The organism is Sphingomonas glacialis (assembly GCF_014653575.1).
GTDB lineage: Bacteria > Pseudomonadota > Alphaproteobacteria > Sphingomonadales > Sphingomonadaceae > Sphingomonas > Sphingomonas glacialis.
Genome location: NZ_BNAQ01000007.1, coordinates 56541 through 72018 on the forward strand (window position 1 = coordinate 56541; position 15478 = coordinate 72018).

General features: G+C 62.4%; 14 protein-coding genes. 11 read left to right on the top strand and 3 right to left on the bottom strand.

Annotated elements, in window-relative coordinates; genetic code table 11:
- Positions 1 to 90: 90 nt before the first annotated feature.
- Both IE187_RS18535 and IE187_RS18540 read right to left on the bottom strand, forming a co-directional pair.
- Positions 91 to 1074 carry a zinc-dependent alcohol dehydrogenase family protein gene (locus IE187_RS18535; protein ID WP_189677503.1) on the bottom strand — a complete coding sequence of 328 codons (984 nt, stop codon included), beginning with the start codon at positions 1072 to 1074 and terminating at the stop codon, positions 91 to 93.
- A complete protein-coding gene (locus tag IE187_RS18540; protein WP_189677504.1) occupies positions 1052 to 2644 on the bottom strand; it encodes an NAD(P)H-hydrate dehydratase in 1593 nt (530 codons plus the stop codon). Before IE187_RS18540 ends, IE187_RS18535 begins: the two co-directional genes overlap by 23 nt.
- Before the next feature lie 377 nt (positions 2645 to 3021).
- On the opposite strand from IE187_RS18540, the gene IE187_RS18545 reads away from it, so the two are divergent.
- The 10 genes from IE187_RS18545 (at position 3022) to IE187_RS18590 (ending at position 13615) form a co-directional block, all read left to right on the top strand.
- Positions 3022 to 4059 carry a zinc-dependent alcohol dehydrogenase family protein gene (locus tag IE187_RS18545; RefSeq protein WP_189677505.1) on the top strand — a complete coding sequence of 346 codons (1038 nt, stop codon included), beginning with the start codon at positions 3022 to 3024 and terminating at the stop codon, positions 4057 to 4059.
- Between the two features lie 69 nt (positions 4060 to 4128).
- Complete coding sequence (locus IE187_RS18550; protein ID WP_189677506.1) at positions 4129 to 5511, top strand: NAD-dependent succinate-semialdehyde dehydrogenase; 1383 nt, start codon at positions 4129 to 4131, stop codon at positions 5509 to 5511.
- A gap of 62 nt (positions 5512 to 5573) precedes the next feature.
- Positions 5574 to 6719, top strand: coding sequence for an NAD(P) transhydrogenase subunit alpha (locus tag IE187_RS18555; RefSeq protein ID WP_189677507.1), 1146 nt, complete (start codon positions 5574 to 5576; stop codon positions 6717 to 6719).
- Positions 6720 to 6738: 19 nt separating this feature from the next.
- A complete protein-coding gene (locus IE187_RS18560) occupies positions 6739 to 7086 on the top strand; it encodes an NAD(P) transhydrogenase subunit alpha part 2 (RefSeq protein WP_189677508.1) in 348 nt (115 codons plus the stop codon).
- A gap of 4 nt (positions 7087 to 7090) precedes the next feature.
- Entirely contained in the window at positions 7091 to 8542 is a 1452-nt protein-coding gene (locus IE187_RS18565) for an NAD(P)(+) transhydrogenase (Re/Si-specific) subunit beta (protein WP_189677509.1), read from the top strand.
- Complete coding sequence (locus tag IE187_RS18570; protein WP_189677510.1) at positions 8539 to 9309, top strand: TorF family putative porin; 771 nt, start codon at positions 8539 to 8541, stop codon at positions 9307 to 9309. The genes IE187_RS18565 and IE187_RS18570 overlap by 4 nt, the downstream gene beginning before the upstream one ends.
- A 47-nt stretch (positions 9310 to 9356) precedes the next feature.
- Positions 9357 to 10451, top strand: coding sequence for an alcohol dehydrogenase AdhP (gene adhP / locus IE187_RS18575; protein ID WP_229839520.1), 1095 nt, complete (start codon positions 9357 to 9359; stop codon positions 10449 to 10451).
- Positions 10452 to 10566: 115 nt separating this feature from the next.
- The gene (locus IE187_RS18580) at positions 10567 to 11715 is read left to right on the top strand and encodes an alkene reductase (RefSeq protein ID WP_189677511.1); all 1149 of its coding nucleotides are present in this window, start codon (positions 10567 to 10569) and stop codon (positions 11713 to 11715) included.
- Between the two features lie 234 nt (positions 11716 to 11949).
- A complete protein-coding gene (locus IE187_RS18585; RefSeq protein WP_308435299.1) occupies positions 11950 to 12714 on the top strand; it encodes a PRC-barrel domain-containing protein in 765 nt (254 codons plus the stop codon).
- Positions 12715 to 12940: 226 nt separating this feature from the next.
- Entirely contained in the window at positions 12941 to 13615 is a 675-nt protein-coding gene (locus IE187_RS18590) for an NAD(P)H-dependent oxidoreductase (protein ID WP_189677513.1), read from the top strand.
- Positions 13616 to 13859: 244 nt separating this feature from the next.
- Here IE187_RS18590 and IE187_RS18595 read toward each other — a convergent pair whose 3' ends face one another.
- Positions 13860 to 14546, bottom strand: a complete 687-nt coding sequence (locus IE187_RS18595; RefSeq protein WP_229839514.1) for a BON domain-containing protein — start codon at positions 14544 to 14546, stop codon at positions 13860 to 13862.
- Positions 14547 to 15294: 748 nt separating this feature from the next.
- Between IE187_RS18595 and IE187_RS21455 the strand changes: the two genes are divergently transcribed.
- Positions 15295 to 15465 (top strand): RcnB family protein, encoded by a 171-nt coding sequence (locus IE187_RS21455; RefSeq protein ID WP_229839515.1) that lies wholly within the window; start codon positions 15295 to 15297, stop codon positions 15463 to 15465.
- Positions 15466 to 15478 lie beyond the last annotated feature (13 nt).

The window sequence follows — 15478 nt, forward strand, 5'->3', positions numbered from 1 at the left end:
GGGAACATGGGCCGCGCATTCTGATGTTTCTGCCGTCGCGGCGATACGATGCGGCGGGGTGGCGTTAACATACGGGCAGCCACCAGCAGGTCATGGCACCAGTACCGCGGCACCGTCGAACCGGCCTGCCCGCAGGTCGTCGAGTGCTTGGTTGGCCTGTTCCAGTGGATAGACGGTCGTCTTCACGACGATGCCCATCTTCGGGACAAGGCCAAGGAAATCGATTCCGTCTTGTCGTGTGAGATTGGCGACCGACAGTAGTTCCCGCTCTTCCCAGAGGATGTCGTAGGGGAAGCTCGGAATATCGCTCATGTGGATGCCCGCGCAGACGACCCGCCCGCCCTTGCGCACTACCTTGAGTGCCACCGGCACGAGATCGCCAACGGTGGCGTAGATGATCGCAGCATCGAGGGGTCCTGGCGGCATTTCGTCCGAGCCGCCCGCCCAGGTCACGCCCAGGCTGCGCGCGAACTCTTGTGTTCCAGTGTCGCCCGGCCGCGTGAATGCAAAGACTTCGCGACCCTGCCATTTGGCGACTTGTGCGACGATATGGCCGGCGGCGCCAAAACCGTAAATGCCCAAGCGCTTACCATCGCCGGCGATCTCCAAAGAGCGCCAGCCGATCAATCCGGCGCACAGCAGCGGTGCGAGCGACACGTCGCTGCCCGTCTCACCAAGTGGAAATGCAAAGCGCGCATCGGCAATCACCGCGGTCGCGAAGCCGCCGTCACGGGTGTACCCTGTAAACAGCGGCGCATCGCAGAGGTTCTCTCTATGCGCCTTGCAGTAATAACACACGCCGCAGGTGTGGCCGAGCCAAGGGATGCCGACCCGTTCTCCCAGTTGGAGATCGGATACATTCGAGCCGATTGCGTCAATCCGGCCGACGATCTCATGGCCCGGAATTATTGGCGATTTCGGGTTCGGCAGTTCGCCGTCGAAAACGTGCAGATCGGTGCGGCAGACGCCGCACGCGAGAACCTTGACGCGGACTTCCCCAGGGCCGGGCTGACGGTCGGGCAATTCCGTCCATACCAGCGGCGTTCCAGGTTTATTGAGTACCATTGCCTTCATGGTCGGCCAGTCCTTCGCTATGCGCCTGCCGAGGGGGCAGGGGGTAGGGGCGGTCACGTTCTACAGGATCCGTCTGCGCCTTGAGTTTCTGGAGAACCTTCGGCAGAGCATCCGGCAGATCTTCCGCGATCAGCCCCAGCCCGAATTCCGCGGCCGCTGCGCCGTGCAGCCAGACGCCGGCTGCAGCCGCCTTGAACGGGGTCATGCCTTGAGCCAGCAAAGCGGCGATAAAACCGGTCAGAACATCGCCGCTGCCTCCGGTCGCGAGTTGCGGCGGTGCGTTTGCATTGATGATGGCGCGACCATCGGGGCTTGCAATGACGGTATCGGGCCCCTTGAAGACTACCACCGCGCCGCTCTGCCGCGCGGCGGCACGCGTGCGCTCCAGCTTGTCACCGTCAAAATGGAACAGCCGCATGAACTCGCCCGCGTGCGGCGTCATCACGCACGGCCCGACGATCGCCCCGAACAGATCCTCCGGTGCCTCGGCGAACGATGTAAGAGCATCCGCATCGAGCACGATCGGCCTTTTGGTTGCGAGCGCTGCAAGCACGTACGCTCGCGTCGATGCGCCGACGCCGGCCCCGGGCCCGATAGCGATCGCATTGCGACGTTCGTCCGCCAGCAGGTCCCGCCATCCCGCCACCCCCGCGAAGTCGCGTACAATGGCGTTGATGAGCGAGCCCGCATAAAGGCTCCACACCTCCGTCGGTGCGGCGAGCGTTACCATGCCGGCGCCCGCACGAGACGCGGCCAGCGTGGTCATGCGGCTGGCACCAGTGATAGTCGCGCCGCCCAGAACAAGCACTTCTCCACGCGTATATTTGTAGCTTTGGGGCTGGGGCCACGGGTAGGATGCCTGCCAGAGACCGGGATCGTTTTCCCAGCAATCGGGCGCAATCGCATCGAGCACGGATATCGGCGTGCCGATATCGGCAACGACGACCGCGCCGCACAGCGCTCGCCCCGGGTAGAGCAGATGGCCCGGTTTCTTGCGGAAGAACGTAACCGTCAGGTCGGCGGGTGCCGCATCCCCGCGAACCAGCCCCGACGCGCCATCAAGGCCACTGGGGACATCGATTGCACAGACCGGAATCTTCCGGGCTTTCAGCGCCTCAATCATGACCAGCGCTTGCCCGTCGAGCGGCCTCGTCAGGCCCGCGCCGAAGAGTGCATCGACGACAATTCCCGCGCCGTCGAGGCTTTCGGGACCGAAGGGCATCAGTTCGCCGGTCCAGCCCGTCGCCGCATGGGCAGCCTCGCCAGTGAGCTTCTCGAGCGTGCCGAGCAACGCCACCCTCACCGGCCATCCTGCAGCCTCGAGATGCCGCGCTACGACAAACCCGTCACCGCCATTGTTGCCGGGGCCGCACAACACCGTAACCGGCTGCATCGACCAGCGGCCGCCGACGGCGACCGCAACGGCGGCGCCGGCCGCCTCCATCATTGCAATGCCGCCGATGCCTTCCGCCTCGGCCCTGCGATCGACAGTGCCCATCTGTGCTGGGGTCAGGAGCACAACTGAGTCCTGTTGCCATGTATCGCAAGCAATACTGTCGGGATCGCTCATTCTCAGTGGATTCCTGCCTGCGGCAATTCGCGTGGTGCAAGCCGTGGGTACGGGGTCGGCGTCCGCCGCGGCAGGGTCGGAATTCACTTACACCGACGCTTTTTCGGGAAGCGGCATCGCAGCGCGAAAGCGTCAATCAGTCGTGAAGTGTCCCCGCGCGGCGTGGCGCGGGAGGTTTAAGGTGCCAGCTCGCGGATGCGGACAAAGTCAGCACGTCCCGGTGTCTGGGCTGACATCGTTGGAGATGAGTAGTTTCCGACGCTGATATCCCAAACTGATGAATCCTACCTCGCAATCCTGAACCAGCCACCGCGAACCGGCTGGACCGGCCGCATCGGGCAATTCTGCGCGAGTAGCGGACCAGGAGCATGCGTATCATGAAGGCATTCGTTTACGGTGGCGCGGGCAAGAAAAGCCTTGAAGACCGTCCCAAGCCCGGGATCACCGATCCGGGCGATGCGATCGTCAAGATGGTCAAGACGACCATTTGCGGGACCGACCTGCACATTTTGAAGGGCGATGTCGCGACCTGCGCGCCCGGGCGTATTCTGGGCCATGAAGGCGTGGGTACGATCGAGGCCGTCGGTGCCGGCGTCACCACCTTCAAGACGGGTGACCGCGTGCTCATCTCTTGCATATCATCGTGCGGGAAGTGCGAATATTGCCGCCGCGGCATGTATTCGCATTGCACGACCGGGGGCTGGATCCTCGGCAATTCGATCGACGGCACCCAGGCCGAATATGTCCGCATCCCGCATGCCGAGACGAGCCTCTATCCGATCCCCAAGGGTGCGGATGAGGACGCGATGGTCATGCTGAGCGACATCCTGCCGACCGGGTTCGAATGCGGCGTGCTCAACGGCAAGGTTTCGCCAGGATCGACGGTAGCGATCGTCGGCGCAGGACCGATCGGGCTGGCCGCGCTGCTCACCGCACAGCTCTATTCACCTGCCGAGATCATCATGATCGATCTCGATGACAATCGCCTGGAGATGGCGATGACGTTCGGCGCGACCCGGACCATCAACAGCGCGGACGGCAAGGCTTCAGACAAGGTGAAGGCGCTCACCGACGGAAAGGGCGTCGACACAGCGATCGAGGCGGTCGGTATCCCGGCGACCTTCGAGCTGTGCCAGCAGATCGTCGCGCCCGGCGGGATCATCGCCAATATCGGCGTTCACGGCCAGAAGGTCGACCTGCATCTGGAGACGCTCTGGTCGCAGAATATCGCGATCACCACGCGGCTGGTCGACGCCGTCACAACGCCCATGCTGCTGAAGACGGTGCAATCGGGGAAGATCGACCCGACCCGGCTGATCACGCATCACTTCAAGCTCGACCAGATCCTCGACGCGTACGACACATTCGGGCGCGCTGCGGAAACCAAGGCGCTGAAGGTCATCATCGACGCCTGACACCGCGCATGACGACACGACCGGCGACCTGCTCTTGGCCGTCCTCATTCCAACAGAAAGCTGAATTTCATGACCTATCAAAGCCTCAATCCGTTCAACGGCAAACTCGTCGAATCCTTCGCCGATCTCGGCGATCCGCAACTCGAGACCAAGATCGCGACGGCCGACGCCTGCTACCAGACGTGGCGCCACACATCCTACGCCGAGCGCGCCAAGATCATCGCCAAAGCAGGCGAAATCCTCCACGCGCGCGCCGACGCGTTCGCGCGCATCATGACGACCGAGATGGGCAAGCGCATCGGCGAGGCGCGCGGCGAGGTGGAATTCAGTGCGCGGATCATGGCGTATTACGCCAAGAACGCCGAACGCTTCCTGGCGCCGGTGAAGCTCAACCCCACCAATGGCGAAGCGCATATGGAGAGCAGCCCGATCGGGGTGATCTTCTGCGTCGAGCCATGGAACTTCCCCTATTACCAGCTCGCCCGCGTCGCCGGGCCGCATTTGATGGCGGGCAACACGATGGTCGTGAAGCACGCCGGCATCGTGCCACAGTGCGCGATCGCCTTCGAAAAGCTGCTGATCGAAGCGGGTGCGCCGGTCGGCCTCTATACCAATTTGCTGATCAGCCATGATCAGTCCGACACCGTCGTCGATGATCCCCGCATCAAGGGCGTCGCGCTGACCGGCAGTGTCGGCGCAGGCCGCAGCGTTGCCTCGCGCGCCGGCAAGAATCTCAAGGTCTCGTCGATGGAATTGGGCGGCAGTGACGCCTTCATCGTGCTCGAGGATGCGGATCTCGACCTGACCGTTCCCTGGGCGGTGTGGGGCCGGATGTACAATACCGGCCAGACTTGCTGCGCGGCCAAGCGGTTCATCGTGGTCGAGAGCATGGCGGACGCGTTCCTCGAGAAGTTCAAGGCCGCGCTCGGCGCGCTCGAGGCGGGCGATCCGATGGATGAGAAGACGACGCTCGGACCGCTTTCGACCGAACAGGCGCTGGTCGATCTGCTCAAGCAAGTCGATGGCGCGGTCGCACACGGCGCCAAGGTCGCGCTCGGTGGCAAGCGTGTCGATCGTGCCGGATCGTTCATGACGCCGACGATCCTGACTGACATTGCGAAGGACAACCCCGCTTTCCGCGAGGAATTCTTCGGACCGGTCGCGCTCTTCTTCCGCGTGAAGGATGAGGACGAAGCCATTGCGATCGCCAATGACTCCGATTTCGGCCTCGGCGGCTCGGTGTGGACCAAGGATGTGGCACGGGGACGTCGCGTCGCGTCGAAGGTCGAGACCGGCATGATGTTCATCAACAACATCGACTGGACCGACGCCGAGCTGCCCTTCGGCGGCATCAAGGACTCGGGCTACGGCCGCGAGCTCGGCGACATGGGCATTCAGCAGTTCGTGAACAAAAAGCTGGTCCGCATCCACAATGCAAAAGCGCCTGCCTGAGCTTCAAGACCGGCGCCCGGCAATCCTGCCGGGCGCCCTGAAGCGAGACCGCGGAGCGCCCCATGTACGTCAATATCGCCGTTCTCAAAGAAACCCAGCCGCACGAGCGCCGCGTCGCGTTGGTGCCGTCGACGGTGGCCAAACTTACCAAGCTAGGCGCCAGACTGCATATGCAGACCGGAGCCGCCGACGCGATCCGGGTCCCGGAATCAGGCTATGGCGACGTGACCTTCATGGATGATCGCAGCGCAATGGTCGCGGATGCCGATGTGGTGCTGTGCGTCCAACCACCGGCGCTCGACGTCGTTGATGCAATGAAGCCCGGCGCAATCTTGCTGTGCTTCGTCTATGCGGCGAACGAGCCCGAACTGGTGAAACACCTGCTCGCAAGGCACATCACCTGCTTCGCGATGGAGCGCATCCCGCGTATTTCGCGCGCGCAGGCGATGGACGCGCTTTCGAGCCAGTCAGCGCTGGCGGGCTATTATGCCGTCGCGCTCGGCATGACGCATATGGACCGCGTCCTGCCCAAGATCACATCGGCGGCAGGCGTCATCGGACCGGCCAAGGTGCTTGTGATGGGGCTCGGTGTCGCCGGGCTGGAGGCGATCGCGACCGCGCAGCGACTGGGGGCGGTGGTTGAAGGCTATGACGTCCGTCCTGAAACCCGAGAGCAGGCGCTGTCGCTCGGCGCGACCTTCGTTGATACTGACGTCAATGCGACGGGCAAGGGCGGCTATGCCCGCGCGCTGACCGCGGACGAGAAGACCAAGGTCGACACCGCGCTGACAAAGCACATCCAGGCGTCCGACCTGATCATCACCACCGCCGCGATCCCCGGAAAAGCCTCGCCCACGCTGATCAGCAGGTCCCAGGTGGCGGGCATGAAATCGGGCGCGGTGATCGTTGACCTCTCGGCGGAGGGTGGCGGCAATTGTGAAGCGACACAGCCAGGCGAAACGATCTGCGTCGACGGGGTCACGATCGTCGCGCCGCTGAATGTGCCGTCGAACCTCGGGGAAGATGCGAGTGAGCTCTACGCCAAGAACCAGTTCAATCTGCTCGCGCTGATGCTGCACGACAATATCGTGACGATCGATTGGACCGACGAGGTGCTGGCGAAGACCGCGCTGACCCATGACGGCAAGCTCTCCGACGCCGACAAGGCGCATGAAAATGCCGCCACACCGACCGCGAAAGCGGCGTGACCGCGATGGGACACCGAGCATGAATAGCGACCTTGCCATGACGGGCTTCATCGCCCTCTACATTTTCATGCTCGCCGGCTTTGCGGGCTGGGTGATCATCGGGAACGTGCCGGCGATCCTGCATACGCCGCTGATGTCGGGGTCGAACTTCGTCCACGGCATCGTCGTGGTCGGCGGCCTGTTCGCACTACTCAACGCCAGCACGCCGCTCGAGCAAGGCATTGGCTTTTTCGCGGTGCTGCTCGGCGCGGGCAATGCGGCGGGCGGTTATGCCGTGACCGACCGGATGCTCGCGATGTTCAAGTCGAGCGGCGACGACACCAAGCACAAGACCGCCACGGTCCATCACCTCAAAAAGAAGGGGTGAGGACATGCTCGCCATCATCTCCCAAATCGCGATAGGCGCGACCGATCTGGTCGCTGCATTCCTGTTCCTCTTCGGCCTCAAGCGGATGTCGTCGCCCGCCACGGCGGCCTCGGGCATTCGCGTTGCGGGCATCGGCATGGTCGCCGCCGTGCTGGTCAGCTTCCTTTATGTGTTCACGATCGACGCTGCGGCGCGACCGCATCTGATCGTTAACCTCGTACTCGCCGTCGTCGCACTCGCGATCGGTGGTGGCTTTGCATGGATTGTCGGCCGCAAGGTCGCGATGACCGCCATGCCTCAGATGGTGGCGATCTATAACGGCATGGGCGGCGGGGCGGCGGGCGGCATCGCCGCGGTCGAACTGTTCGGGAACCGCGCGACCGGGACCACGCATCTCGTCGTGACATTGCTCGGCGCGCTGATCGGCGCGGTCTCGATGTCGGGGTCGGTGATCGCCTGGGCCAAGCTTCAGGGTGTGCTCGGCGCTCCACTGCGGTTCGGCGGCCAGCGCGCCCTGAACGGCGTCGTGTTCGTTGCCGCGCTCGCGGTCGGCGGATGGATGGTGTTCACCGCACTCAGCGGCGTGCCACCAGTGCTGCCCGTTGCTACCTGGATCCTGATCTTCTTCGGCCTCGCTTTGCTGTTCGGCGTCCTGATGACGCTGCCGATCGGCGGCGCGGACATGCCGGTGGTGATCTCGATCTACAACGCCTTCACCGGGCTTGCGGTTGGGTTCGAAGGCTATGTGCTCGGCAATCCCGCGCTGATGATCGCCGGCATGGTGGTCGGTGCGGCAGGCCTGCTCCTCACCCTGCTGATGGCGAAAGCCATGAATCGCTCGGTCGCCAATGTGCTCTTCTCCAATTTCGGCGAGGCTCCCGCCAAGGCGAAGCCGGGCGCCGTCACCGGCACGGAACGCGAGACCCAGGCATCCGATGCGGGCATCCAGATGCGTTACGCCAGCAGCGTCATCATCGTGCCGGGCTATGGTCTGGCGGCTGCGCAAGGGCAGCAGAAGCTCTACGAATTCGTCAAGCTGCTGCTCGCCGCCAAGGTGCAGGTCCGCTTCGCGATCCATCCCGTCGCCGGCAGAATGCCGGGACAGATGGACGTGCTGCTGGCTGAAGCCGGCGTGCCCTATGACCTCATCTTCCAGCTCGACGACATCAACGCCGATTTTGCCACCACTGACGTCGTGCTGGTGATCGGCGCCAACGACGTCGTTAATCCGGCGGCGCGCACCGATAAATCCTCGCCGATCTTCGGTATGCCGATCCTCAACGCGGACATGGCCAAACAGGTTTACGTCATCAAACGCGGGCAGGGCAAAGGCTACTCCGGCATCGTCAACGCGCTGTTCTACAAACCTAATTGCGACATGGTCTATGGCGATGCGCAGGCCGTGCTGATCAAGATGATCGAGGCCGTGCGCGGTCTCGGGGCGGCGGCGGCATGATCGCCAGTACTTCAGGAACGCTCGCTCTCGTGCGTATGGCTGCACTCTCTGCAGCCGTCGCGATGCTAGGAGGCGCCGCATCCAACGCACATGCGCAGGTGCGCGGCGCCGACACCGCGATTGTGATGCCGGACGAGGCGACCGTGCCAATGCTCCCGCCAGTTCTTAGCGTCAGCTTGACCGGCGCGTCGAACTACATCTTTCGGGGCGTGAGCCAGACGGAAAACGGTCCTGCCATCTTCGCGGGTGCCAAGATCAGCTACGATCATTTTTACGTCGCTGCAGGCGGAGAGAATGTCGATTTTCGTAACGGCATCGACGTCGAATATGACCTGTCCGCCGGATGGGCCTCCTCGCTTGCCGGATTCGATATGGATGTCGGGGCGATCCGCTATGGCTATATCGGCGCGCCAACCGGCGTTTCGATCGATACGATCGAACTTCGCGGCTCAGTCTCGCGAACCTTCGGCGCGATCAAAGTTGGTGGCTCGGTCAACTACGCCTTTGAGTATTTCGGCAGCAAGCGGCCCGGCACCTATTTCGAGGGTAACGCGAGCTACAGCTTCACACCCAAATTGACGGTGAGTGGGGCGGTCGGTCGACAGCAGATTGATGCGGGCAATAGCTACACGGCCTGGAACGCCGGCGCCGGCTATGCCTTCAACAAGCATATCGCGGTCGGTATCCGCTACACCGATACCGACGTGCACGACTTCGGCAGGCTCTACCGCCGCCATCTGGTCGCCTCGGCAAAGCTCGGATTCTGAGCCTGATCCGCACAATCGCCCCCCCCCCGACTAAGGAACGCGTTATGATTCCCAAGACAATGCACGCCGCTGTCGTCACCGCCTTCGGCAAACAGCTCGAACTGCAGGAATGCGCCGTCCACCTGCCCGGGCCCGGGCAGATCCTCGTCAAGACCGAGGCCTGCGGTGTCTGCCATACCGACCTTCATGCCGCGAAGGGTGATTGGCCGCTGAAACCAACGCCGCCGTTTATTCCGGGGCACGAGGCGATCGGCATTGTCGTTGCGCTCGGCGCGGGGGTTACGATCGTAAAGGAAGGCGATCGGGTGGGCGTGCCTTGGCTCTATTCCGCGTGCGGTCACTGCGAATATTGCCTCTCGGCATGGGAGACCGTGTGTGCCGAAGCAAAATTCGGCGGCTATACCCAGAATGGCGGCTTTGCCGAGTATGTGCTCGCTGACCCCAATTACGTCGCACATATCCCCAAGGAATTAAGCCCTACCGAGGCGGCCCCGCTGATCTGCGCCGGGATCACGACCTACAAGGGCATCAAGGAAACCGAAGCCCGCCCGGGCGAATGGATCGCGATCTCCGGGTGCGGCGGCCTCGGCCATCTCGCAATTCAATATGCCAAGGTCATGGGCCTGCACGTCTGCGCAGTCGACATCGACGACGGGAAGCTCGCCCATGCGACGCGGCTTGGCGCCGATATGGTCATCAACGCCCGGAAGCAGAACCCAGGCGAGGTGCTCAAGAAGGCGATCGGTGGCGGCGCGCACGGGGTGCTGATCACGGCGCCATCATTGCCGGCGTTCAAGCAGGGAATCGAGATGACACGCAAGCGGGGCACTTGCGCGCTCGTCGGTCTTCCGCCGGGCGAATTCCCCACGCCGTTGTTCGATGTCGTTGCGAATTGCATCACCATCCGCGGGTCGTTCGTTGGCACCCGCAAGGACATGGCCGAGTGCCTGCAATTTGCCGCAGAAGGCAAGGTCAAAGCGGATATCGAACTCCAGCCGCTCGCGTCGATCAACACGATCTTCGAGCGGCTCGAGAATGGCGACGTGCCGTCTCGCGTGGTGCTCGATTTCACCGACACGAAAAGCGGCAAAACCGCCGATGCGGGGAAGGCGGCGGAGCCAGCCGTCCCTATCCACGCCTGATCTGAAGCATCCCAGTCGGCCGCAATGCGCGCCCGGCTGGGTCGTTTCGGCATGCGGCCCAACGACCGCACCTACCGTGATCCACACAAAGGCCAAACAGGCCCGGAGATGAGTTTTGTTCCGAACGTATCAGCACCGTAAACCCGATGCGCTATTTGAACCTGCGGAGGTTGGCGCCATTCGCCTGGCCAACCGCATCGTGATGGCGCTGTTGACCCGCAACCGCGCTGGCTCAGGCCTTGTGCCCAGCCCGTTCGCCGCCGAGTATTATAGTCAGCGCGCATCCGCGGGCCTGATCATCGCCGAGGCGACGCAGATCTCGGCGCAGGCGCAAGGCTATTCCGGAACGCCCGGCTGTTATACGGACGCGCAGGTAGCGGGCTGGCGAACGGTGACCGATGCGGTCCATGCTAAGGGCGGCAAGATCGTCGTGCAGCTCTGGCATACCGGGCGGGTCTCTCACACCAGCTTTCAGAAGGATGGCCAGGCGCCGGTCGCCCCCTCCGCGATCCGGGCCAACACCAAGACATTCGTTGCTGGGCAGGGCTTTGTCGACTGCTCGATGCCCCGCGCCCTCGAACTGGCGGAACTCCCCGTCATCGTGGAAGACTTCCGATATGCATCGACGCGAGCGCTCGAAGCAGGCTTCGATGGTGTCGAGTTGCACGGTGCTCACGGCTATCTGCTCGACGCCTTCCTGCGCGATGGTACGAACCACAGGACGGACGCCTATGGCGGATCAATTGAACGCCGGGCACGACTCCTACTTGAGGTGACGGAGGCTTGTGCGAACGCAATCGGCGCAGACCGGCTTGGCGTTCGGATCTCACCGGTCTCGACGGCAGGGGACTCTCATGACAGCGATCCCCAGCCGCTGTTTGAATATGTCGTCGATCGGCTCAGTCCCCTGGGTCTGGCCTATGTGCATGTGGTCGAAGGAGAAACCGGCGGGGCGAGAGACAGCCTCCCGTTTGATTACGCTGCACTGCGCGATTGCTTCGAAGGCGTATGGATGGTCAACAACGGCTATGACCGCCAGATGGCGATCGACGCCGTTGCCAGCGGCTGCGTGGATCTGGTGTCTTTCGGCCGGTTGTTCCTCGCCAATCCGGATCTGGTGGAGCGTTTCAGAAAAGGCGCAGCGCTCAACCATCTGATGGAACCCGCAACCTTCTATGGCGGTGGTGCCCATGGATACACCGACTATCCGACACTCGATCAGCTGGAAGAGCGACGCGAGCCAGCGCCGAGCCTGGTCGCTTAAATCTGACCGGCCACAGCCGGTGTGGCAGGGCAAATCCATTGGAGCTCGGCCCGGCAGCCTGATTACGCGTTTCCGTGACGAAGACGCGGCCGCGCCGATCTTGGCGCTGGTTAGGCCGTCTAACGCTTTGCCAACGCGCATTGTGAGTAGATTCCGGCCCTGCCCACGCCGGTTCGCGCGGTTAGGGTCTCACTTTGCTGTCCTTAACCCGAGAGATGCGTGATATGCTGAGACATACTTCGAAAATCAGTGGTTACACTGTCAGCGCAAGTGATGGCCAAAATTGGCGCGGTCACCGACTTTCTGTTTGACGAGATTTCCTGGCGGGTTCGCTGGCTGGTCGTCGACACCGGGACCTTCCTGTCGGGCCGCAAGGTGCTCCTTCCGCCGTCGGCATTCAGCCATGTCAATCACATCGGCCATCAACTGGCGGTCAACCTGACCAGGCAGCAGGTGAAGGACAGCCCCGACATCCAATCCGACGAGCCGGTCTCGGGTCAGATAGAAACCGATCTCTACGATTATTACGGCTGGAGCCCGTATTGGTACACCGGCTTCTACATGGGCGGATACGGCTGCGCTGGAGGTCCTTTCGCCCCCAACAGCCCTGGATTTCGCTCACGCGAGCCCAGCGCAGAAGATGCAGACCGCGCCCGCGGCGACAGACATCTGCGCAGTGTTAAAGAGGTCACAGGCTACCACATCCATGCACGAGATGGTGAGATCGGGCATGTCGCCGACTTTCTGCTCGAGGACGGGGACTGGAGCGTTCGCTATATGGTCGTGGACACGCGCAACTGGTGGCCTGGAAAGAAGGTTCTGATCTCGCCACGCTCCATTCAATCGACGAGCTGGTCGGACCGCACGGTGAACCTCGATGTTGACCGCGAAAAGGTCAAACAGAGTCCCGCGTATGACGGATCAGAGGCCATCGACCGTGCTTACGAGTATCAGTACCACGGCTATTATGACGGCCAACGGGTCCCTGAGCCGGTCTGATATCATTCGGCTGGATTTCGCACGGCTAGACGACTGGCTGGGCTGCTGCCTCAGCACAAGCTGCGGCACGACCGTAATACCACGTCCCACTAGCGGTTGAGCAGGTTGGGAAGAGCGATGCTCGCGACCGTAACGCGACGGGCCGTAGCGCGAGAATGATATCGTTAGCCCGACCGACGCCTGAGATGCCCGCGATCGAGTCCGCTTTATCGTCAAGGAAATCGATATGACCCTTCCGATTCCGTCAACAGGCCACGTTGGACGCCATGTCGTCGTGCTTTGCCACCCCGATCCCGATAGCTTTAATCGCTCGATCGCGGATACCTATTGCGCAGCGGTCCGCGCGGCGGGCCAGGACGTCATTTTTCGCGACCTCTATGCGATGGGTTTCGACCCGGTGCTAAAGGCGTCCGAACGACCAACAATTCCTGGCTTCCAGCGTTCTGCCGATGTGGAACGCGAGCTCGCCCTGCTCAGCGGCAGTGATATTTTCGTACTGATCTATCCGATCTGGTTTGGCTCGCCGCCAGCGATGATGAAGGGCTATGTCGAAAGGGTTCTGGGTGCCGGTGTCGATCCGCAGGCGATACAACGGAACGACGTCAATGACCTGCTCGGCGGGAAACGGCTGCTCAGTTTTACGACATCTGCAGCAACGACGATTTGGCTCGACGAGCAGGGCGAGGTGCAAGCGCTTCGCGATGTGTTTGACCGCTACCTGGTGGCTGGCTTTGGCATGTTCTCCCAAAAGCATATTCATCTAGGGCAAATCACGTCCCAATTGAGCGATCGGTTCGCCCAGCAGGACTTTTACGAAGTCGAGGAAGAGGCGAAACGGATTTCCGAAGAGCTCGCGCGGTCGCTGGCTGGCAATACGCCGGATCGGCAAAGGGTCAGCTGAACCAAAGCCTGACCTTAGCTCCTATGGGTGGGAGGCTCGCACTCGCTCCCGATTATGCCGACTCTCAACCTGCTAAAGGCATGTTACGTACGGCAACCGGACACGCTGCACGCGACCGTTCGGGTTGTTCGGGAAAAAGCCACCGAAGTTTGGAGCGACCAAGTATCGCCCCAAACTTTCGCTAAAACCTGTGCAGTCGCCAGCCCGACAATCGGGCTGGCGGCGATGTCACGTGGGCCTAGACCTACCAGGCGACGATCAGGTCATTTTCGACCGAGTTTGCGCCAGGGGCTGCCAAGGCAGTGGCGCCGGCAGTCTGACGTTCCTGCCAGTTCTCGACAGTACCGGTGAGCTTCACGTTGCCGTCATGCTCGGTGACCTTGATATTGTCCGGATTGAGCCAGCCGCGGTGCAATGCATGGCGGATATCCTCGCTGACATGCGCGGTATCGACGCGCGGCTTGATCGAAATCTGGTTGAACACGCCGACCACGCCCGACAAACCCCTGACTTCGCGTTCGGCAGCGTCTTTCTGGAAATGCCAAGCGACGGTGCCCGTGAGTGTAATCCAGCCTTTCTCGACCTTGACCTTTACCGCGTCGCGAGGTGTCTCGGCATCCCATTCCAGACGATCGGCTGCGGCCTTGGCGATCTGCGCATCGTCGTGCTTGACCGTGAACGGGAGCCGAACCTCGATTTCCTCGGCAACCGCCTTAACCCCTTTGACGCGCCCCGTTGCCATTTCGGCTGCACGCTTCTGGCCGTAGGTCTCGACGTGACCGGTAAGCGTAACGGTACCATCTTCGGCCGTTACGCCGATATGGGCCGAAGAGATGCTCGGCTCCCACTTCAGCTCAGCGAGTACGGAATTCTTGAGTTCTTCATCTTTCGACATGATGCAGCTCCAATTCGAGGGCGCGCCGGAACGCATGGTAAAAGGTCCGGCGTCGTCGAAGACCCTTGCGCCCCTCTCCCAACAGCCAGACAGCCCCGGAAAATACTCAGGCCGGCCGCGGTTCATGAACGCGCGGAGCGATGTAAGATTTTTGGGTCGGTGTTCGGGCTCCTGACGGGAAGGGCGCGATGCCTCGTTCGAAGTCCGCATCAGCTTAACGCGGAGACTCCAAGCGGACACGCTGCGTAGATTCCGATCCTGCCGCGTCGAACGGCGAACGACCATCTTCGTCCAATCACATCATTGGACGGAGATATTCTTGATGAAGCGGGTGTTCCTGGCAACGATAACCGCGCTGGCGCTGCTACCAGCAGCAGCCGGTGCACAAGATCGTCCGCGGCAACCGGATCAGCAGCGTGGGCAAACCGAGCAGGGTCGTGCCCGCCAGCAGGGCCAGCGCGAAAGCGCACAGCCTTCACGCCCCGCAGTGCAATCGATGCCTTCGCAAAGACCGTCAGGTGCGCAGCATTCCCCGCGCGGGGCTTCCTCGCCGCCTTCCTCAGCCCCAGTTAACCTCCAGGGGCGAGCGCCCCCCGCTCATAGGGCTCCAGGCGAGCGATCTAACGATCGCACGCCGCCAAATGACGCTTTGCAGCACGCCCAGCCTCGCACCCCGCCAGCATTCCACCCACCCGTCCCGCAGACTGGACGCCTCCGGCCCCAACACGCCACACCGTTTCGGTACCCACGCGGCTACAGCTACAGAAGCTGGTCGATCGGGTCGATGCTGCCCAGGGTCTTCCTGGGCTCCGGCTACTATTTTGACGGGTATTCCGCCTTCGGCGTCGGCGCCCCGCCACGCGGTTTCCGGTGGGTGCGCTACGGACCCGATCTCTTGCTCGTCAATGTGCGGACAGGGCGGATCGCCCGTGTCGTCCGCGGCGCATTCTACTAGGCTCAACTGGAAA